Source organism: Profundibacter sp., assembly GCF_965277155.1.
Classification (GTDB): domain Bacteria; phylum Pseudomonadota; class Alphaproteobacteria; order Rhodobacterales; family Rhodobacteraceae; genus Profundibacter.
Genome location: NZ_CBDIBV010000004.1, coordinates 218,927 through 238,216 on the forward strand (window position 1 = coordinate 218,927; position 19,290 = coordinate 238,216).

The window sequence follows — 19,290 nt, forward strand, 5'->3', positions numbered from 1 at the left end:
GCCTCCTTGAAGGCACATTGTCAGCCGATCATCCCTTCCACAAGGTCAAAAAGATCATCGTAATGATCCAGCAATGCCTCGGGTTGCAGCGCCTCGACATCCCGCCCCGTCGGCCCGAATGTCACCAGCACCGAAGGCACCCCCGCCGCCCGCGCCGTTTCGCGGTCTGTCACCGTGTCGCCAATCAGCACCGAGCGCGCCACATTACCGCCCGCCCGCTGCACCGTTTCTACATAGGGTGCGGGATCGGGCTTGCGCACCGGCAGGGTATCGGCCCCGATCAGCGCGCTAAACATATCGCGCATCCCCAGCCGTTGCATCAGATCCTCGGCCAGCCATTCGGGTTTATTGGTGCAGATCCCCACGCGATAATCGGCATCCAGCAGGCGTTGCACCGCCGCCTCGACCCCGTCATAGATCCGCGTGTGGGTATTAATATTCGCCCCGTAATACCCGATAAACGGCTGAAACTGCTCATCAATCCGCGCCTCGATATCGTCCACACCCAGCCGTTCAAAACCCAGCCGCAGCATTGCCCGCCCGCCGGCAAAGGCCGTGGCCTGATCTGCCTGCATATCCAGCATTGCCCCGTGTCCCAGTGCGGCGAAACAGGCATTTGCCGCCACAATCAGATCACCGCTGGTGTCGGCCAATGTGCCGTCCAGATCAAAAATTACCGTTTTCATGTCCCACCCTTTGCGCCCCTCTTGGCGAAGGCCTGCCTGCTGTTGTAATAATGCGTAAACACAAGTGACTTGCCCCCACGCCTATAAGCGATAATACGGGCGGCGACAAAAAGAAAAGAGCAGACGCATCATGGCAACAGCATTAATCGTTCTGGCCGCCGGTCAGGGAACACGGATGAATTCGGACCTGCCCAAGGTGCTGCACCCGCTGGGCGGCGTGCCTTTGGTGGTGCATGCGATGGCCTCGGGGCGTGCGGTTTCGCCGGAAAAAACCGTGGTGGTCGCGGGGCATCGGGCCGATCTGGTCAAACCTGCCGTGCTGGCCTATGACCCTGACGCCACCATCGTGCACCAGACCGAACAACTGGGCACCGGCCACGCGGTTTTGCAGGCCGCCGGGGCGCTGGACGGGTTTGGCGGCGATGCCATCGTGGTGTTCGGCGACACCCCCTTTGTATCCCCCGACACAATCGCCAGAATGGCGCAGGCCCGCACAGAGGGTGCGGATATCGTGATGCTGGGGTTTGAGGCCGCCGATCCGGGCCGTTATGGCCGGATGGTAGTGCGGGACGGGCAGTTCGAACGGATTGTCGAGGCCAAGGATGCCACGCCTGAAGAACTGGCCATCACCCTGTGCAATGGCGGGTTGGTGGCGGCCGATGCCGCAACACTGTTCGATCTGCTGGAAACCATTGGCAATGACAACGCCAGTGGCGAATACTACCTGACCGACATCATTGCCGCCGGACGCAAACGCGGGCTAAGCGCCGGCGTTGTCACCTGTGACGAAGCCGAGACCCTTGGCATCAACACCCGCGCCGAACTGGCCCGGGCCGAAGCGCTGTTTCAGGCCCAAAAACGCACCGAAGCACTGGAAAACGGCGTTACCCTGATCGCTCCGGACACGGTGTTCTTTGCCTTTGATACGGTGATTGGCCGTGATGCAGTGGTGGAACCCAATGTGGTATTCGGCCCCGATGTGACGGTTGAGTCAGGCGCCACCATCCGCGCCTTTTCCCATCTTGAGGGCTGCCATGTATCGCGCGATGCCATTGTCGGCCCCTATGCCCGCCTGCGCCCCGGTGCCAAACTGGCCGAAGGCTCCAAGGTTGGCAATTTCGTCGAGGTCAAAAACGCCATGATCCACGAAGGCGCCAAGGTGAACCACCTGTCCTATATCGGGGACGCCAGCATTGGCGCACGCAGCAATATCGGCGCGGGCACGATCACCTGCAACTATGACGGCTTTATGAAGCACCGCACCGAGATCGGCGAAGGCGCATTCATCGGCTCGAACACCATGCTGGTTGCGCCGGTAACGGTCGGGAACGAAGCCATGACAGCCACCGGATCGGTGATCAACCGCGATGTGCCGGACGGGGCATTGGCCCTTGCCCGTGCGCGGCAGGAAACCAAACCGGGCATGGCCCGCAAGCTGTTTGCAAAACTCAAGGCCGCCAAGGCCAAGCGCGACAAAGGGGCGTAAATTATGTGTGGAATAGTTGGTGTTTTGGGTGATCACGAGGCCGCCCCATTACTTGTCGAAGCCCTGAAACGGCTGGAATATCGCGGCTATGACAGCGCCGGCATTGCCACCATTGATAACAACAAACTGGGCCGCCGTCGCGCAGTTGGCAAACTGGTGAATTTGTCCGATTTGCTGGTGCATGATCCGCTGGCTGGCAAGGCCGGTATCGGCCACACCCGCTGGGCCACCCACGGCGCCCCCACCACCGGCAACGCACACCCGCACAGGGCCGGACCGGTCGCTGTGGTGCACAACGGCATCATCGAAAATTTCCGCGAATTGCGCGCGGAAATGGCCAATGAAGGCATCAAATTCCAGACCGAAACCGATACCGAAACCGTCGCCCTTCTGACCCATCACTATATCGAGCAAGGCGACAGCCCGCGCAAGGCCGTGCAAAAAACCCTGTCGCGTCTAGACGGGGCATTCGCGCTGTGCTTCCTGTTTGACGGCGAAGACGATCTGCTGATCGCCGCGCGCAAAGGCTCGCCCTTGGCGATTGGGCACGGGGATGGCGAAATGTATGTCGGCTCAGACGCAATTGCGCTGGCACCGATGACCAACCGGATCACCTATCTGGAAGAGGGCGACTGGGCCGTCATCACCCGCAACAGCGTGGAAATCCGTGATGCCGACGGCCAGCAGGTTTACCGCCCGATCAAGACCGTGAATATCGACAGCACGAGGATTGAAAAAGGCGGTCACAAGCATTTCATGGCCAAGGAAATCGCCGAACAGCCCACCGTTCTGGGCGAGGCGATCGAGCATTACATCACCGCTGATGGCAACGTGATCACCCTGCCCGATGGTGGCATTGATTTCACCCAGTTCGACCGCATCACCATGGTTGCTTGTGGTACCGCCTATCTGGCCTGCCTGACCGCGAAATATTGGTTCGAACAGGTTGCCCGCCTGCCCGTCGAAGTGGACGTTGCCAGCGAATTCCGCTACCGCGAACCACCCATTCCGGCCCGCACGCTGGCCCTGTTCGTCAGCCAGTCGGGCGAAACGGCCGACACACTGGCCGCCCTGCGCTACTGTCAGGGCAAGGCCGATATGGTCGTTTCCGTGGTCAACGTGCCCGAATCCTCGATCGCGCGGGAATCTGATCTGGCCTTGCCAATCCTTGCTGGCACCGAAATCGGCGTGGCCTCAACCAAGGCGTTCACCTGCCAGTTGGCCGTCATGGCCACGCTGGCGCTAAAGGCCGCGTCGGACAAGGGCGTGCTGGACGATAAAACCCTTGCCGGCCACCTTGCCACCTTGCGCACCCTGCCCGGATTGCTAAGCCTTGCGATCAACACCGGTCCCGAGGTCAAAGCCATTTCCCGCAAGCTGGCCGAAGCACAGGATGTGCTGTTTCTGGGCCGTGGTGCGATGTTCCCGCTGGCGCTGGAAGGCGCGCTGAAACTGAAGGAAATCAGCTATATACACGCCGAAGGCTATGCCTCGGGCGAATTGAAACACGGCCCCATCGCCCTAATTGATAAATCCATGCCCGTGGTGGTGATGGACCCGCGTGATGCGCTGTTTGATAAAACCGTTTCCAACATGCAAGAGGTGATGGCACGCGGCGGCAAGGTACTGCTGATCTCGGACTCCGCAGGCATCAGGGAAGCGAGTGAAGGCGCATGGGAAACCCTTGCCATGCCGCAGGTGGACCCGCTGTTTGCGCCAATCCTGTACGCGGTCCCGGCACAGATGCTGGCCTATCACACGGCGATTGCCAAAGGCACCGATGTGGACCAGCCGCGCAATCTGGCCAAATCGGTGACGGTGGAATGACGCCTGAAAATGCCATTGCGGCGCTGAAATCCCATACAGTGCCCGGCAAGGCGCTGCAAATGGCCGCCTATCACAAATCCAGCCACCCGTTTCTGGGTGTTGCCAACCCGATGATTGATGCCGAGGTCAAGAAGTGGCGCGCCGACCTTGATATCGCGGGCCGTGTGCAACTGGCCGAAGGTCTGTGGCAAAGCAACATATTCGAGGCCCGCATCGCCGCCACCAAACTGCTGACACAGGCGCGCATCCGCCCTGATGATGCCGTCTGGGATCTGATCAAATCATGGGTGCCCGATTTTGACGGCTGGGCGCTGGCCGATCACGCCTGCATGGCGGGGCGCAAACGGCTTCAGGCAAACCCCGCGCGTGTTGACGAAGTGGAACTCTGGACCACATCCCCCCACATGTGGACCCGCCGCGCCGCATTGGTGATCACCCTGCCCTGGACCCGCCAGAACCACCCCAAACCCGCCGATCTGGCCATCCGCGACCGCGTGCTGGGCTGGGCGGCTGGCTATGTCGATGACAAGGACTGGTTCATCCAGAAAGCGATCGCATGGTGGCTGCGCGATCTGTCCAAACACGATGCCGACCGCACCCGCGCCTTTCTGGATCAATACGGCGAACGAATGAAGCCCTTTGCCCGCAAAGAAGCCGCCCGCCAGCTCAAATAACACCCTGTTTCTTTTTCGCCCAAATATCCCCGCTTAAGGCATCCAGCACTCAATCCCCGCGCAACTCCCGCCGCATAATCTTGCCTGTCGCCGTCATCGGCAGGCTCTCTACCCGTTCGATCATCCGTGGCGCCACATGCGGGCTGACCTTTTCGCGCACCCGCGCAATCAACACCTCTTCCAGCCCCTTCCACTGCGCCCCCTCGCGCAGCACGACAAAACCTTTTACCACCTCGGTGCGCATCGCATCCGGCACCCCGATCACCGCCGCCATCACCACATCCGGATGACCGCCCAGGCAGTTTTCAATCTCGCTTGGCCCGATCCGGTATCCGGCCGAGGTGATCACATCGTCATCCCGACTGGCAAAGCGGAAATAGCCCTCCGCATCGCGCACGCCCAGATCACCGGTGCGCATCCAGTCGCCCGTGAATTTCGCCGCCGTCGCCTCGGGTTTGTTCCAATAGCGCAGGAACATCACCGGATCGGGCCGGCGCACCGCAATTTCGCCCATCTCGCCCGCGGGCATCTCTTGCCCGTCGGCATCGATCACCGCCACCTCGTGCCCCGGCACCGCCGGCCCCATGAAACCCGCCTTCTGATGCCCGCCGCCCCCTTGGCTGGAAATCACCAGATTGCATTCCGTCTGCCCGTAGATTTCATTGATATGGCACCCCAGCGCCTCCTGCGCCCAGGCCAGCAACGGCGCGCCAAGGCTCTCGCCGCCTGACGAAACCGAGCGGATATCTACACCCTCCGGCACATCCACCTGCTGCATCAGTTTCAGCGCGGTGGGCGGCAGGAACAGGTTGCGCATGCGGTGGCGAATGATCAGTTGATAGGCCTCTTCGGGATCAAACTTGCGCATCCTGCGGCTGATCAGCGGCACCCCGTAATGCAGGCACGGCAGCGCCATGTTCAGCAGCCCGCCAACCCAGGCCCAATCGGCAGGGGTCCAGCCGCAATCGCCCTTTTGCGGAAAGAATTCATGATGAACCTCGATCCCCGGCAGATGCCCCAATAACACCCGATGCCCGTGCAGCACCCCCTTGGGCGGGCCGGTGGTGCCGGACGTATAGACCAGCAAAGCGGGATCATCAGGTGTGGTGACAGCTGAGGTGAAATCCGCCGATCCAGCGGCGATTTCCCCGTGGAAATCCCGCACAGGTGACGTGGCAGGGTCAATCGAATACACCTCTTTCAGGTCCGGTAAATCCCCGCGCAGCGCCATCACCTTTTGCAGGTTCGCCTCGTCCGTCACCACCCCTCGTGCGCCGGAATCCGACAGGCGGTAGGACAGTGCTTCTTCGCCGAAAAGCGTGAACAACGGCAGAGCAATCGCGCCCAGTTTGTAGGCGGCAAAATGGCTGATCAGCACCTCCGGCCCCTGCTGAAGCAGGATCGCCACCCGATCACCACGCCCCACCCCGCGCGCTGCAAAGGCATTGGCCAGCGCGTTCGAGGCCGCCTCGAGCATCCCATAGGTCCAGACCTGCTGCCCCCCGTCCGCCGCCAGATGGGTCAACGCCACGCGGTCAGGCTCGGATATGGCCCAAGCGGTGCAACACCCCTGCGCAATATTATAACTGGCAGGCAAATCCCAATGGAAACCTTGCCGCATCACCGCCCAGTCCGCATCGGGTGTTATGAACCGCCGAACCTGCATTTATTCCGTAAATACAATCAATTCCGGCAACCCCGTCAAAGGTGCTCCCAACAGGCGCAACGCGGCCAGTGACACGCGGCTGCCTGCGGTTTTCGGCCCGTCAATCGGGATCAGATCAACCGCCACGGATTTGCCCGTGGCCGGATACTCCAACCGTCCTTTACCGGCCTTGCTGACCAATGGCGTCTTGATCCAGAACCCCGCCTCGGCCGGATTGCCCAAGGATGCTATCGTTGTGCCCAGTTTGCGCGCCCCGCTGTCCGAAGCCTCGGCCACCGCTTCGGCCCGCTGCTTTGGCGTTGTGGTGTCAAACTGCTCGGCTGTGTGCGCCGTGGCAGCCGGTTTGGCGGCAACACCCGCAGGCCGCGCCGCCGGACGCGGGCCTGAATCGCTTTCAACCTTGGCCGGCTCTTGCGGCTTGGGCTTGAACACCCCCCCCTGACTGAATTTCCCATCACAACCGGCCAAAAAAAGACCGGCCAAAATCACTACACTTGTTTTAACTATATTTTTCATGACTACAGATTAGGACGGATCAGCCTGCGGTTCAATGCCTCACCATTTGGTGACACCCCTTGCTGTGCCCTTGATTGAAGCATAGACAGGATACATGGAACCTGCCCTGATCGACCCCTTCAATCGCGCCGTTACCTACCTGCGCGTATCCGTCACCGACCGCTGCGATTTCCGCTGTGTCTATTGCATGTCCGAGAACATGAAATTCCTGCCGAAAAAGGAACTTCTGACGCTCGAGGAACTGGACCGCATGTGTTCGGCCTTTATCGATCTTGGCGTGCAGAAGCTGCGCATCACCGGCGGCGAACCTTTGGTGCGGCGTGGAATCATGACGTTTTTCGGCGCGATGAAACGGCACCTGGACTCGGGCGCGCTAAAAGAACTGACCGTCACCACCAACGGCTCTCAACTGGAAAAATACGCCGGGGAACTGGCGGCCTGCGGGGTCAAACGCATCAACGTATCGCTGGACACGTTAAGCGAGAAAAAATTCGCCGAAATCACCCGATGGGGCCGCCTGCCACAGGTTCTGCGCGGCATCGAGGCCGCACAGGCGGCCGGTTTGCGTGTGAAATTGAACGCGGTGGCTGTAAAAGGCTTTAACGAAGACGAGTTGTTCACCCTGCAAGACTGGTGCGCCAGCAAGGGGCTGGATCTGACCTTTATCGAAGTCATGCCGATGGGCGATGACATGGGCGAAGCCAACCGTCTGGGGCAATACTGGTCGCTCAAGGATCTGCGCGACAGGTTGGAAACACGTTTCACCACCACCGATCTGTCCGAAACCACCGGCGGGCCAGCCCGCTATATCCGGTTGAACGAAACCGGTCAGAAAATCGGCTTTATCACCCCGCTGTCGCATAATTTCTGCGAAAGCTGCAACCGTGTACGCATCACCTGCACCGGCGAAATCTATACCTGTCTGGGACAAGAGGGCCACATGGACCTGCGCCCCGCCCTACGCGACAACCCCGAGGACGACGCCCCATTAGTCGCCGCGATCCACAAAGCGATTGGCACCAAACCTAAAGGCCATGATTTCGACTATTCCCGCCAAAAAGCCGACGGGCAAATGACCCGCCACATGAGCCACACAGGCGGGTAGTTCCCCCCCCTTCTTCTTGCCCGAAAATACCTTCGCCGAAGGCAAAAGGCGAGCCCCATAGGGGCGAGCCTTGGGCGACGCCGTCAGGCGGCGCAACCGTTGCTGTCAATCCTGCCCATAGCGTGACACGAAATTTCGCAGGATCAACTCGGGCGCAAACACATCTGCCTGCCGACACATCTGCACCAGTTTTTCCGCATCTTCGGGCGCGAAATATCCCCGATGCTTGTATATCCCGATCCGAACTTCAAACCCTGCCGCATCCGCTTCGGGGTGGAACTGGGTGGCATAAACATTCTGCCCAAAGCGCACCATCTGATAGGGGCACGCCTTTGAGGACACCAGATGCGCGCACCCTTCGGGCAACCGCTGCATCGCTTCCTTATGGCCAACAAAGGCACTGAAATGTTCCGGCACGCCTTCCAGCAAAGCATCCGCCTGCCCCGCCTCGGTCAGCGTGCAGTCCGAGGTGCCCACCTCTTCGGAATAGTTTTCCTTGCTGATCACATTGCCCAGATATTCGCCCAGCACCCCGATGCCATAACAGCACCCCAGAAACGGCACGTCCTGCTCGCATATCTGCGGCATCAGCCCCAGCACTTCGGCCTCGATCCGTGCTTCAACGGGTGTCTTTTTCTCGGGCAGGTCCGAGACACAGCCCGGACCCCCGCCGACAATCACCCCGGAATAAGCCGACAGATCAAGGTCTTGCTGAATATCCTCGCAATCCAGCCGGATACGATGGACATCTCCGGGTTTCAGCCCCCCCTTATCCAGAAAGGCCTGAAACTCGTCATCCGCTGCCTCGGTCTCGGGGCGCAGTTGCAGGATCAGAAAGGGTTTCATCACAGTCCCTACTTTGCCGGCATCCGGCTTTCCACCATTTCGGCAAACCAGCTACAACCGGTCGGGATGATTTCGTCGTTAAAATTGTATTCAGGGTGATGCAGCATCGCGCTATCACCATTTCCCAGCACCACAAAGGCACCGGGGCGTGCTTCAAGCATATAGGCAAAATCCTCGCCGCCCATAACCAAAGGTGCTTCGCCACAACTCCCCGTAACCTTTTCTGCCACATCTATTGCGTGACCGGTTTCCGTATCGTGGTTCACCATGGCCGGATAGCCTCGCATATAGCTGACTTCGGCCTTCGCCCCGAATGCCTCGGCAGTCGAAGTCGCAATCTGCTTTAGACGTGTTTCGACCAGATCGCGGTTTTCATCTGTTAGGGTGCGCACGGTTCCCTTCAGGCTAACCAGAGTCGGAATTACATTATAGGCTTTGCTTTCGGTTTCGAAACTGGTGACCGAAACCACCGCCTGTTCAACCGGGTCAACATTGCGCGACACGATAGACTGCAACGCCACAACGATGTGGCTGGCAACAACAGTGGCATCCACCGTATTTTGTGGCATGGCCCCGTGACCGCCTTTGCCCACAACCCGGATATCGAACTGGTCGGTTGCCGCCAGAAACGGCCCCGAGCGAGTGGCAAAAAACCCGACAGGCGCACCGGGCCAGTTATGAATGGCATAAACCTCTTGCACGTTCCAGCGGTCCATCATGCCGTCATCGACCATTTCCTTGCCGCCCGCTCCACCTTCTTCGGCAGGCTGGAAGATCAGAACGGCGGTGCCATCGAAATTGCGGGTTTCCGACAGGTATTTCGCCGCCCCCAGAAGCATCGCGGTGTGACCGTCATGGCCGCAGGCGTGCATCTTTCCTTCAGTTTTGCTGGCATAATCCAATCCCGTGGCCTCAAATATGGGCAGTGCATCGAAATCCGCCCGCAGGCCGATTACCTTGCCGGATGTATCACTCTTGCCCTTGATCACCGCCACAACGCCGGTGCGCCCGATACCGCCAACCACTTCGTCACAGCCGAATTCCTTCAGCTTTTCGGTGATAAAGGCCGATGTTTTCGGCGTATCAAACAGCAGTTCGGGGTTTTCGTGCAGGTGGCGGCGCCAGCCGGTGATTTCTTCGTGCAGATCGGCAAACCTGTTCTTGATGGGCATCGTTCTAGTCCTCGCTTAGGTGGTCAATCAGGCGGTGCATGAACTGCTCACCCGCCTCTAACTGGCTGATTTCAATGAATTCATTTTGCTGGTGCGCCTGATCAATGCTACCCGGCCCGCAAATGATTGCAGAATGCCCGCGCGCTTGAAACTGGCCGGCCTCGGTGCCGTAAGACACCACATTGGTGGAATTGTCACCGGTCAGGCGACGCACAAGAGCTTCGGCTGCGCCATCCTTTTCGGGTTTCAGCCCCGGCACACCTTTGGTTACATGGGTTTCGATCCACGCCTCGGGCCGGATCGCTTTCATTCCGGCTTCGACCTCGGCCACTTTGTCCAGATAGGCCTTGGTCCATTGATCAAAGTCATCACTGGGCACACAGCGGATAAACAGCCCGAATTCACAATCCTTGGCGGTGATATTGTTCGCGGTGCCGCCATGAATAATACCGACATGCAGCGTGGTATAAGGTGGCACAAATGCTGCGACCTCGGGCGGCACGGGGGCAGCCGCATTAATGGCGTTCATCTGGTTGGCCCAGTCAATCAGCTTGGCCGCCTCCATCACCGCAGAAACACCGGTATGGATCAGCGAGGAATGGACCTCGTAACCATGCACATGGGTGCGGATACCAAAGGCCCCCTTGTGGCCGCTGACCGCCTTCATCATTGAAGGCTCGCCAATCACCGCTGCCGATGCGCGTGGCATATGTTCGGCCATTGCATCAATCATATCGGGCGCCCCGACACAGCCCACTTCTTCGTCATAAGACAATGCAATCTGGATCGGACGCTTGATACCGCGCTCCAGCGCCAGCGGCACGGCGGCCAGCGCCAGCGCGTCAAAGCCTTTCATGTCACAAGTGCCCCGCCCGTATAGTTTGCCGTCCTTTTCAACAACCGTGAAAGGGTCCGTGTCCCAATCCTGCCCTTCCACCGGCACCACATCGGTATGGCCCGACAGGATCACCCCGCCCTCGACCTCGGGGCCGACATTGGCATAGAGGTTCGCCTTGGTGCCTTCCGCATTATAAACCCGATGGGATTTGACACCATGGCTGGCCAGATACGCCTCGACCCAATCCACCAGTTCCAGATTTGATTCCGAACTGACGGTGGGGAAAGAAACAAGCTTTTCAAGCATTTCGCGTGCGGAATAGATTTGGGGCACTGTTCTCTCCTGTGTTCTGGCAAGGCCGCAGGTTGGGCGCGGATGCGGGTAACGTCAAGACCTTGCGGATAAAATTTGAACATCGGGTAAGAAATCACGCGACGTCAGGCAGTTAGGTGTTGATACGCTAAAAAATCATGTTAACGTCTATCAAATCAAAACAGCCGGATGGAACATGCCGGTATAAAAACAAGAACCACCTGGGGGTGCAATATGCCCAATTGGGCGCTGCCCGTCCTTGTTTTCAAGGACATTGTAATAGTTCAACACCATTGCTACGGCAAAATTCGCAATTGCGAATCCGCACAAGGCTGGACTGCCCCTTTTCACATGAACATGACAACAAACGCCGCGGATCCAACCGCGAGCCTGTGAGAATTCGAGCCAAGATATCAACAAGGAGAATAAAACCTATGAAAATGAAAACAATCCTTATGGGCGCAGCATGTGCCTTTGCAATGGCCCCCGCGGCCTTTGCCGAACGTGGCTCTGACGGCCAGTTGAACATCATCTACTGGCAAGCCCCATCCACGATGAACCAGTATCTGTCCGGCGGTAACAAGGAACAGGACGCAGCAGCATTGGTGAACGAGCCTCTGGCCCGTTATGACGCAAGCGGCGCAATCGTACCTTGGCTGGTTGACGAAGTTCCAACCGTTGAAAACGGTGGTGTTTCCGCTGACCTGAAATCCATCACATGGAAGCTGACAGAAGGCCTGAAGTGGTCTGATGGCACAGCTTTGACATCGGCCGATGTGAAATTCACATGGGAATACTGCACCGACCCTGATGGTGGTTGTGCCTCGTCGAACTATTTTGACGGCGTTACCAGCATCGACACTCCTGATGACCGCACGGCTGTTATCCATTTCTCGGAACCCAAGCCGTTCCCCTATGGCCCGTTTGTTGGTGCAAGCACACCGATTATCCAGAAGGCCCAGTTTGAAAACTGCGTCGGTGCCAAGGCACAGGAATGTACGACTGAAAACTTCAACCCGATCGGCACTGGCCCGTTTGTGGTCACAGATTTCCGTCCGAATGACGTGATTTCGTTCAAAGCCAATGAAAACTATCGCGACCCGAACAAACCGGCATTTGCGACTGTGACCTTCAAAGGTGGCGGCGATGCACAGGCGGCGGGCCGTTCTGTTCTGGAAACTGGCGAATTCGATTACGCCTGGAATCTGCAACTGTCCCCCGATGTTCTGGCCAGTATGGCATCGGCAGGCAAAGGACAGGTCATTTCCGGCTTTGGCACATCGGTTGAATGCATCATGATCAACCTGACAGATGTCAGCCCCGATCTGGGCGACGAGCGCGGCACGATCAAGCACCCGCACCCGTTCCTGTCAGACATCAACGTGCGCAAGGCCCTGTCAATGGCCATCGACCGCGCGCTGCTGACCAAAATCGGTTACGGCGACACAGGCAAACCGACCTGTAACGTGCTGCCTGCCCCTGCAATCTATGCATCAACCGCCAATGACTCTTGCCTCGTGCAAGACATTGATGGCGCAAACAAGCTGCTGGACGATGCGGGCTGGGTCAAAGGCTCGGACGGTATCCGCGAAAAAGACGGCATGCGCCTGAAAGTTCTGTACCAGACATCGACAAACGCTGTCCGCCAGAAATATCAGGCGGCTATCAAACAGTGGTGGAACCAGATCGGCGTAGAAGTTGAATTGCGCAACATCTCGGCCTCTGTGTTCTTTGGTTCAGATCCGGGCTCGAACGACACCTTCCAGAAATTCTTTGCCGATGTTGAAATGTACACCAACAACTTCAACGGCACAGACCCCGAAGGTTACATGGCAAGCTGGACATGCGCCCAAATCCCGAGCCCGGAAAACCAGTGGCAGGGCAACAATATGCCGCGTTTTTGTAACGATGATTACGAGGCACTTGTAAAAGAGATGTCCGTAACCGGTGACATCAACAAACGCGCCGAACTGGCCAAAGCGATGAACGACATGCTGATGCAGAACTACATCATGCTGCCGATCACTCACCGCGCCAGTGTATCTGCCCGCTCTAACACATTGGGCGGTGTTGATATGAACGTCTGGGACAGCCAGATGTGGAACGTGGCCGACTGGACACGCGCCAAGTAAATCAAGCGAACTCAGGCGGCCCCGGACATGTTTCGGGGTCGCCCACTTGCTACCCTAAATATTCCCAGAACCATAAACCGAGACGCCGATGCTAACCTTCACGATCAGACGCCTGTTACTGGCCGTCCCGACGCTTCTGTTCATCGCTCTGGTGATATTCGCCTTACTGAAACTTGCCCCAGGCGACCCCACGGCCAATGTGCCGCTGACCGTCCCCCCCGAGGTAAAAGCCAAAATGCGCGAGGCTCTGGGGTTGGGTCAGCCCAACTATGTGCAGTTCTACAAATGGCTGGTGCAATTCTTTATCATCGAGCCACAGGTGATGATCGACCACTTCTTTGGCACCGGTTTTGCCGATGGCAAACTGCGGGTGATCAGCTGGCAGTGGCGCGGTCCGGTGATGGATGTAGTCGTTCAACGCCTGCCGCAAACCCTGTGGGTGGTTGGCCTGTCCTATGTGGTTGGCGCATTGATAGCGATCCCGATCGGGGTTATTTCGGCCTACAAGCAATATTCGTGGTTCGACCAGATCGGCACGTTCATTTCGATGATCGGTTTTTCCGTGCCGACGTTTTTCACCGGCCTGCTGCTGATCGTGATCTTTTCGGTCTATCTGGGCTGGTTCCCGTCGATTTATGACACAATGCTGGTGGTTCACGACTGGCCCAGCTTTGTGAAACAGCTAAAACAGATCGCCATGCCGGTGTTTGTTCTCGCCTTATACAACGCCGCACAGATCAGCCGGTTCATGCGGGCCTCGATGCTGGACAACCTGAATCAGGATTATGTGCGCACCGCCCGGGCCAAGGGGCTGTCGGAAAAGGTGGTGGTGCTGGTGCATGTGCTGCGCAATTCGATGATCCCGGTTGTGACGGTGATTGCGCTGGGGGTTCCCGGCGTTTTTGGCGGCGCGATCATCACCGAACAGGTTTTTAAGGTGAACGGCATCGGTGACATGCTGATCAAGGCGATCGAGGCAAATGACCTGCCGACCGTGCAGACCCTGACCTTCATCTTTGCCTTCCTGATTGTGATATTCAACCTGATTGCCGATATCCTTTATGGCATTCTGGACCCGAGGATCCGCTATGACTGAGACCGCACAGCCAACCAAAGCCCCGCGCAGCCAGTGGTGGGACATCTGGGACCAGTTCCGCCACCACAAGGGCGCGATGCTCGCCTCGTTTGTGTTTCTATTAATCCTTGTTGCGGTCCTGTTTGGTAAATTCCTCTGGCCGATTGACCCTGCCTATAACGACTATGGCGCAATGGATCAGCGCCCATCGCTAGCCCACCCGCTGGGCACTGACGGGTTGGGGCGCGATGCGTTGGCACAAATGATCCAGGGCGGTCGAACCTCGATTGCGGTCGGTATGACAGCAATGCTTTTAGCGTTGTTTCTAGGCACGTTTATAGGGGTTTTGTCGGGGTACTTCCGGCGGCTGGACGGGATATTGATGCGGATCACCGATCTGTTTTTGGCTCTGCCGTTGTTGCCACTGCTGCTGGTTATGATGATGTTGTTTCGCGAACCACTTTCCGCCGCCTTCGGGCCGGAGATGGGGATATTCATCCTGATGGTTTCAGCCATCGGCATCACCAGCTGGATGCCTACAGCGCGGATCGTGCGCGGTGATGTGCTGGCGCTGAAGGAACGCGAATTCATCTTGTCGGCACAATCCATCGGCACCACCCCGTTCAAGATGATCATGCGACACATTCTGCCCAACGTGATGTCACCGATCATGGTGTCTGCCACACTGGGTATAGCCAACGCTATCATCACCGAAAGCGCGCTGTCCTTCCTTGGCCTTGGCTTTCCGCCGGATTTCCCAACATGGGGCCGGCTGCTGAATGACGCTGCCGAATACCTGCAAATTTACCCCGAGCGGGTGATCTGGCCCGGTCTGGCAATTTCGCTGACGGTGCTGTCGGTAAACTATATCGGCGACGGGCTGCGCGATGCGCTGGATCCACGGTTACGCAAACGGTAAGGGGAAACCCTAATGCGCCTTCCTGATCCGGCGCACGATCCACCAGACCACCAACAACACCACAGGCGTGGCCATAGCCGTCAGCATCGGTTTATCCAGATGCGCGGCTTTGGCAAAGGGATATAGCCCGTAAGTCACCAGATTGATTGCATAGTAACTGATCGCCACCACAGACAGCCCTTCGACCGTCCGCTGCAACCGCAGTTGCAAATCGGCCCGTTTGTCCATGCTTTCCAGCAGGGCCTGATTTTGCGCAGACCGCTCCACCTCGACCCTTGTGCGCAACAAATCCGCCGCCCGCATCACCCGCTCGGCCATTTCCTTCAGGTGTGCCTCGGCTGACCTGACCGTGCGCATCGCCGGATCGAACCGGCGCAGCATGAATTCCGAAAAGGTTTGCCGCCCGCCAAAGCGGTCCTCGCGCATCGCCGCAATCCGTTCTTCCAGAATGGTGCTATAGGCCCGCGATGCAGCAAAACGAAAACTGGTTTGCGCCATCAAATCCTCAAGTTCGGTCGAGATACCCAGCAATTCGCCCAACGCCTCTTCCTCGGAGCGGGCCGCGTTTTTGATATGGCCGACCAGATCGGACACCTGCACATCAATCTGCGCCAGCCGTTTGGACAGGTTCAGCGCCTTTGGCAGCGCCAGCATCGACATGGATTTATAGGTTTCGATCTCGCATAACCGCTGCAAGGTGCGCCCGATCCGCCGCTCGCCGGTGCCCGGTTCAACAAAGATCGCGAACCGCAAATGCCCCGCGCTATCGATCCGGTAGTCCCCTGCGACAATGGCGTTCCGGTCCAGCGTATAGGATACCGCGATACTTTCGGCGACGAAACAGTCCTTTATCTTCGCCTCGACCTGCTCGGGGGTCTTTGGCATTTCCTCGACCCGTATCAGGGCAGACGTCAGCCGCTTGCCGGGGAGGGTTGCCAGCCAGTCGGCAGGGAAAACCTCGAACGCGACGGGGTCAAACGGACGTTCTGCCACCCCGTCGGTAAAGATGGTGTAGGTGACAAATTCGTGGTGCAATTCCCACTTCAACCGGTGCCGCCCCAGATCGCAAAAGAAATGCGTGGCGTCCGGCTGCGGGTGCGGGGCGCCAAAGCGGTCCAGCAGATCAATCAGGTGGGCGAGGTCCAGCCCACGGTCACGATTGGCGGCATCCACGGGATTTTTCAGCGCCAAAAACACCGCATGGCACGGGGCCGACAGAATGGGAAACGGCCGGGCGTGCAGCTCGTTTGCCATCTGGTAGCGCAGGGGGTGGTCTTCAAGTTGGCTCATCTGGGCACCTTAAACGTTTACGCGGGCAACCTAGCGCATATTCCCCGCCTGTAAACATTTGATGTCGTTAACGAGCCTCGAACACCTCTTTTGCCGCATTCAATCCGTTGATCGCGGCAGGCAGACCCCCATAAACAGCCATTTGCCATATCGCTTCGGCAATCTCGCGCTTGCTTGCGCCTGCGGCCAGCGTGTTTTCTATGTTAATTTTTAGCTGCGGCCCTGTCTGTCCGCCAAGCGCGGTCAGTGCCGCAACGGTGCACAATTGGCGGGTTTTCATATCCAGGCCTTCGCGGCTGTAATGGCGCCCATAGGCCCATTCGACCAGACTTTCGGCAAAACCTGGCAGGATGCCGTCATACCGGTCCCGCAACACCTGTTCGATTTCGGGGTTCATTTCAGCCAGCACATCGCGGCCACGTTTCAGGGCGTCAGTCATTGTTATTGTCCTTTTCACTTGCGGCCAGTTCAGCCTCTAGTCTTTGGTAAAGGGAAATCTTGCTTTGCATCAGATCACTTGTTTTCTGCAATGCCGCCAGATCTGCGCGGATTTTGTCGTAATGCGCTTCCAGCATTTGTCGCCGTTCGCTATAGGTTGCCTCGCCCTGCAAGCGCAGCGCGGCATAGCGCACGCGGTCGGCCTGTTTCATCCCGGTGGCGTTCAACTGTTTTAGAAAGTGGATCCAGCCAAGGCTGTCCTCGGAATACACTCGGCGCCCACCGGAATCGCGCGGTGGCGCAGGGATCAAGCCGATCTTTTCATAAAACCGGACGGTATAAACCGACAGCCCCGCCGCGCGGGCGAACTCGCCGATCATCATAATATCTGTGCCATAAAAAAGGCCCCCGTGAAGTGATTCACAGGGACCTTAGCTGCTAGAGTGCGCTCTAGGACAAGTGTTATTTTACTTGGCGCGAACGCAGTCATACCACACGGTATGTATTTGTTTCTTGCTGCCATCAGAAAATGTTCTGGCGCTAAGGCCCATATCTTTATCGATTCTGGCCTGCCCAGTCAGACGAGAGCTGTTTTGCCGTGCGCAAAATGATGCAACCCGCCGAGTCACTTCTGGCTGGCTAACATCCTTGGTAAAATACCCGATTGCCAAATGTGTAACGACTCCGCTGCTTGTCAAAGGAAGCACCAGATCAAGCCCTTGTTGATCAGAAGGGTTTGGAAACACCTTCTGTATTAACGCAGCACGGCGCACAGCCGCCTTTTCTGGGTCAACCGAGCAAGCCGAAAGAGCAGCAAGCGCGGCAATAATTACAACTAGTCTCTTCATTTAAACATCTCCATTTATCAACTGATCAAGGCCAACAGTTTGTTCAGGCTGTCCTTGGCATCACCATAGAACATCCGCGTGTTGTCTTTGTAGAACAGCGGATTTTCGATGCCGGAATAACCGGTCCCCTGCCCGCGTTTCGATACAAACACCTGCTTGGCCTTCCACACTTCCAGAACCGGCATGCCCGCAATCGGGCTGTTTGGATCGTCCTGCGCGGCCGGATTGACGATGTCGTTGCTGCCAATCACGATCACCACGTCGGTGTCTGGGAAATCGTCGTTGATCTCGTCCATCTCCAGCACGATGTCATAGGGCACGCGGGCCTCGGCCAGCAGCACGTTCATGTGGCCCGGAAGGCGTCCGGCAACGGGGTGGATGGCGAAACGCACCTCTTTACCCTTGTCCCGCAGGCGTTTGGTCAGTTCCGAAACCGCCTGCTGCGCCTGCGCCACGGCCAGACCATAGCCCGGCACGATGATGATGCTGTCCGCGTCTTCCAGAGCGGCAGCTACCGCTTCGGCCTCGATCGGCACCTGTTCGCCCTCGACTTCCAATTGCGGACCAGAAGTGCCACCAAAACCGCCCAGAATAACCGAAATGAATTTACGGTTCATCGCCTTGCACATGATATAGCTCAGGATCGCACCGGAAGAACCAACCAGCGCGCCGGTCACGATCAGCAAATCATTACCAAGGGTGAACCCGATTGCCGCCGCCGCCCAGCCGGAATAGCTGTTCAACATCGACACAACGACGGGCATATCGGCACCACCAATGCCCATAATCAGATGCCAGCCGATAAAACCGGCCACAAGGATCATCAGCAATAACGTCCAGATACCTGCACCGTTAAAGAACATCAGCCCCAGCACCACACAAACAGCCAGCGCCACCGCATTCAGCATATGCCCGCCGGGCAGCTTGGTTGATTTGCCATCCACTTTGCCCGCCAGTTTGCCAAAGGCGACAACCGATCCGGTAAAGGTGATGATACCGATGAACACGCCAAGGAAAACCTCGACCTTCAGAATGGCGATTTCCACTGCGTCCTTATGGGCCAGCTTTTTGGCAAAGCCCGCCAGATCTTCGGTGTTGCCGCCCGTGGCCAGCAAATGTTGCACGGTGCCAAGCTCAAGTTCAGCGTTCAGGCCGATGAAAACGGCAGCCAGACCAACGAAACTGTGCAATGCTGCCACCAGTTGCGGCATCTCGGTCATCTCGACCTTGCCCGCCACATAGTAGCCCGCATAAGACCCCGCCGCGATGGCCAAAACCACTAGGAAGTAGCTGCCAATGCCGGGGCCGAATACGGTGGCAAACACCGCAACCCCCATGCCGACAATGCCATACCAGACCGCGCGCTTGGCGCTTTCCTGATTGCTAAGTCCCCCAAGGGACAGAATGAATAGAACAGCCGATGCAATATAGGCTGCGGATACGATACCAATGCTCATGAT

The 19,290-nt window shown here is 57.9% G+C and carries 18 protein-coding genes; 7 read left to right on the forward strand and 11 right to left on the reverse strand.

Annotated elements, in window-relative coordinates; translation table 11 throughout:
* Nucleotides 1-20: 20 nt before the first annotated feature.
* Nucleotides 21-686, reverse strand: coding sequence for an HAD-IA family hydrolase (locus tag ACQY4M_RS03080; protein WP_428540666.1), 666 nt, complete (start codon nucleotides 684-686; stop codon nucleotides 21-23).
* Nucleotides 687-816: 130 nt separating this feature from the next.
* Here ACQY4M_RS03080 and glmU point away from each other — a divergent pair, with 130 nt between their 5' ends.
* Genes glmU through ACQY4M_RS03095 form a run of 3 tightly spaced genes read left to right on the forward strand, consistent with a single transcriptional unit; the run spans nucleotide 817 to nucleotide 4,673 of the window.
* Nucleotides 817-2,172 (forward strand): bifunctional UDP-N-acetylglucosamine diphosphorylase/glucosamine-1-phosphate N-acetyltransferase GlmU, encoded by a 1,356-nt coding sequence (gene glmU / locus ACQY4M_RS03085; protein ID WP_428540669.1) that lies wholly within the window; start codon nucleotides 817-819, stop codon nucleotides 2,170-2,172.
* Nucleotides 2,173-2,175: 3 nt separating this feature from the next.
* Nucleotides 2,176-3,999 carry a glutamine--fructose-6-phosphate transaminase (isomerizing) gene (gene glmS / locus ACQY4M_RS03090; protein ID WP_428540672.1) on the forward strand — a complete coding sequence of 608 codons (1,824 nt, stop codon included), beginning with the start codon at nucleotides 2,176-2,178 and terminating at the stop codon, nucleotides 3,997-3,999.
* A complete protein-coding gene (locus ACQY4M_RS03095) occupies nucleotides 3,996-4,673 on the forward strand; it encodes a DNA alkylation repair protein (protein WP_428540675.1) in 678 nt (225 codons plus the stop codon). The genes glmS and ACQY4M_RS03095 overlap by 4 nt, the downstream gene beginning before the upstream one ends.
* A 49-nt stretch (nucleotides 4,674-4,722) precedes the next feature.
* Here the strand turns inward: ACQY4M_RS03095 and ACQY4M_RS03100 are convergent, their stop codons facing one another.
* Nucleotides 4,723-6,339: an AMP-binding protein gene (locus ACQY4M_RS03100; protein WP_428540678.1), complete on the reverse strand. Its 1,617-nt coding sequence runs from the start codon at nucleotides 6,337-6,339 to the stop codon at nucleotides 4,723-4,725.
* Nucleotides 6,340-6,771: a hypothetical protein gene (locus ACQY4M_RS03105; RefSeq protein WP_428540681.1), complete on the reverse strand. Its 432-nt coding sequence runs from the start codon at nucleotides 6,769-6,771 to the stop codon at nucleotides 6,340-6,342.
* A gap of 178 nt (nucleotides 6,772-6,949) precedes the next feature.
* Between ACQY4M_RS03105 and moaA the strand changes: the two genes are divergently transcribed.
* Nucleotides 6,950-7,960 carry a GTP 3',8-cyclase MoaA gene (moaA, locus tag ACQY4M_RS03110; protein ID WP_428540684.1) on the forward strand — a complete coding sequence of 337 codons (1,011 nt, stop codon included), beginning with the start codon at nucleotides 6,950-6,952 and terminating at the stop codon, nucleotides 7,958-7,960.
* Nucleotides 7,961-8,065: 105 nt separating this feature from the next.
* Here the strand turns inward: moaA and ACQY4M_RS03115 are convergent, their stop codons facing one another.
* The 3 genes from ACQY4M_RS03115 to argE are packed head-to-tail and all read right to left on the reverse strand — an operon-like array spanning nucleotide 8,066 to nucleotide 11,149.
* Nucleotides 8,066-8,806: a glutamine amidotransferase gene (locus tag ACQY4M_RS03115; protein WP_428540687.1), complete on the reverse strand. Its 741-nt coding sequence runs from the start codon at nucleotides 8,804-8,806 to the stop codon at nucleotides 8,066-8,068.
* An 8-nt stretch (nucleotides 8,807-8,814) separates the two neighbouring features.
* Nucleotides 8,815-9,978, reverse strand: a complete 1,164-nt coding sequence (locus ACQY4M_RS03120; RefSeq protein ID WP_428540690.1) for a M20 aminoacylase family protein — start codon at nucleotides 9,976-9,978, stop codon at nucleotides 8,815-8,817.
* A gap of 4 nt (nucleotides 9,979-9,982) precedes the next feature.
* Nucleotides 9,983-11,149, reverse strand: a complete 1,167-nt coding sequence (gene argE / locus ACQY4M_RS03125) for an acetylornithine deacetylase (protein ID WP_428540693.1) — start codon at nucleotides 11,147-11,149, stop codon at nucleotides 9,983-9,985.
* A 413-nt stretch (nucleotides 11,150-11,562) separates the two neighbouring features.
* On the opposite strand from argE, the gene ACQY4M_RS03130 reads away from it, so the two are divergent.
* The 3 genes from ACQY4M_RS03130 (at nucleotide 11,563) to ACQY4M_RS03140 (ending at nucleotide 15,254) form a co-directional block, all read left to right on the forward strand.
* The gene (locus ACQY4M_RS03130) at nucleotides 11,563-13,260 is read left to right on the forward strand and encodes a peptide ABC transporter substrate-binding protein (RefSeq protein ID WP_428540696.1); all 1,698 of its coding nucleotides are present in this window, start codon (nucleotides 11,563-11,565) and stop codon (nucleotides 13,258-13,260) included.
* Nucleotides 13,261-13,348: 88 nt separating this feature from the next.
* A complete protein-coding gene (locus tag ACQY4M_RS03135) occupies nucleotides 13,349-14,356 on the forward strand; it encodes an ABC transporter permease (RefSeq protein WP_428540699.1) in 1,008 nt (335 codons plus the stop codon).
* Nucleotides 14,349-15,254: an ABC transporter permease gene (locus ACQY4M_RS03140; RefSeq protein WP_428540702.1), complete on the forward strand. Its 906-nt coding sequence runs from the start codon at nucleotides 14,349-14,351 to the stop codon at nucleotides 15,252-15,254. The genes ACQY4M_RS03135 and ACQY4M_RS03140 overlap by 8 nt, the downstream gene beginning before the upstream one ends.
* Before the next feature lie 9 nt (nucleotides 15,255-15,263).
* Here the strand turns inward: ACQY4M_RS03140 and ACQY4M_RS03145 are convergent, their stop codons facing one another.
* From ACQY4M_RS03145 to ACQY4M_RS03165, 5 genes are all read right to left on the reverse strand, one after another.
* On the reverse strand, nucleotides 15,264-16,544 hold the full coding sequence (locus tag ACQY4M_RS03145) for a DUF3422 family protein (RefSeq protein ID WP_428540705.1): 1,281 nt from the start codon (nucleotides 16,542-16,544) through the stop codon (nucleotides 15,264-15,266).
* Between the two features lie 67 nt (nucleotides 16,545-16,611).
* Nucleotides 16,612-16,983: a carboxymuconolactone decarboxylase family protein gene (locus tag ACQY4M_RS03150; RefSeq protein ID WP_428540708.1), complete on the reverse strand. Its 372-nt coding sequence runs from the start codon at nucleotides 16,981-16,983 to the stop codon at nucleotides 16,612-16,614.
* Nucleotides 16,976-17,365: a MerR family transcriptional regulator gene (locus tag ACQY4M_RS03155; protein WP_428540711.1), complete on the reverse strand. Its 390-nt coding sequence runs from the start codon at nucleotides 17,363-17,365 to the stop codon at nucleotides 16,976-16,978. Before ACQY4M_RS03155 ends, ACQY4M_RS03150 begins: the two co-directional genes overlap by 8 nt.
* 84 nt (nucleotides 17,366-17,449) lie before the next feature.
* The gene (locus tag ACQY4M_RS03160) at nucleotides 17,450-17,830 is read right to left on the reverse strand and encodes a hypothetical protein (RefSeq protein ID WP_428540714.1); all 381 of its coding nucleotides are present in this window, start codon (nucleotides 17,828-17,830) and stop codon (nucleotides 17,450-17,452) included.
* A 17-nt stretch (nucleotides 17,831-17,847) separates the two neighbouring features.
* Nucleotides 17,848-19,287 (reverse strand): NAD(P)(+) transhydrogenase (Re/Si-specific) subunit beta, encoded by a 1,440-nt coding sequence (locus ACQY4M_RS03165; RefSeq protein ID WP_428540717.1) that lies wholly within the window; start codon nucleotides 19,285-19,287, stop codon nucleotides 17,848-17,850.
* Nucleotides 19,288-19,290: the final 3 nt, after the last annotated feature.

What these genes read in the sequence shown, in the direction of transcription:
- moaA (WP_428540684.1), top strand. Translation starts at nt 6,950, where the DNA reads ATGGAACCTGCCCTGATCGACCCCTTCAATCGCGCCGTTACCTACCTG.
- glmU (WP_428540669.1), top strand. Translation starts at nt 817, where the DNA reads ATGGCAACAGCATTAATCGTTCTGGCCGCCGGTCAGGGAACACGGATG.
- ACQY4M_RS03165 (WP_428540717.1), bottom strand. Translation starts at nt 19,287, where the DNA reads ATGAGCATTGGTATCGTATCCGCAGCCTATATTGCATCGGCTGTTCTA.
- ACQY4M_RS03140 (WP_428540702.1), top strand. Translation starts at nt 14,349, where the DNA reads ATGACTGAGACCGCACAGCCAACCAAAGCCCCGCGCAGCCAGTGGTGG.
- ACQY4M_RS03115 (WP_428540687.1), bottom strand. Translation starts at nt 8,806, where the DNA reads ATGAAACCCTTTCTGATCCTGCAACTGCGCCCCGAGACCGAGGCAGCG.
- ACQY4M_RS03080 (WP_428540666.1), bottom strand. Translation starts at nt 686, where the DNA reads ATGAAAACGGTAATTTTTGATCTGGACGGCACATTGGCCGACACCAGC.
- ACQY4M_RS03120 (WP_428540690.1), bottom strand. Translation starts at nt 9,978, where the DNA reads ATGCCCATCAAGAACAGGTTTGCCGATCTGCACGAAGAAATCACCGGC.
- ACQY4M_RS03150 (WP_428540708.1), bottom strand. Translation starts at nt 16,983, where the DNA reads ATGACTGACGCCCTGAAACGTGGCCGCGATGTGCTGGCTGAAATGAAC.
- ACQY4M_RS03130 (WP_428540696.1), top strand. Translation starts at nt 11,563, where the DNA reads ATGAAAATGAAAACAATCCTTATGGGCGCAGCATGTGCCTTTGCAATG.
- ACQY4M_RS03145 (WP_428540705.1), bottom strand. Translation starts at nt 16,544, where the DNA reads ATGAGCCAACTTGAAGACCACCCCCTGCGCTACCAGATGGCAAACGAG.
- ACQY4M_RS03100 (WP_428540678.1), bottom strand. Translation starts at nt 6,339, where the DNA reads ATGCAGGTTCGGCGGTTCATAACACCCGATGCGGACTGGGCGGTGATG.
- ACQY4M_RS03160 (WP_428540714.1), bottom strand. Translation starts at nt 17,830, where the DNA reads ATGAAGAGACTAGTTGTAATTATTGCCGCGCTTGCTGCTCTTTCGGCT.
- glmS (WP_428540672.1), top strand. Translation starts at nt 2,176, where the DNA reads ATGTGTGGAATAGTTGGTGTTTTGGGTGATCACGAGGCCGCCCCATTA.
- ACQY4M_RS03155 (WP_428540711.1), bottom strand. Translation starts at nt 17,365, where the DNA reads ATGATGATCGGCGAGTTCGCCCGCGCGGCGGGGCTGTCGGTTTATACC.
- ACQY4M_RS03095 (WP_428540675.1), top strand. Translation starts at nt 3,996, where the DNA reads ATGACGCCTGAAAATGCCATTGCGGCGCTGAAATCCCATACAGTGCCC.
- ACQY4M_RS03135 (WP_428540699.1), top strand. Translation starts at nt 13,349, where the DNA reads ATGCTAACCTTCACGATCAGACGCCTGTTACTGGCCGTCCCGACGCTT.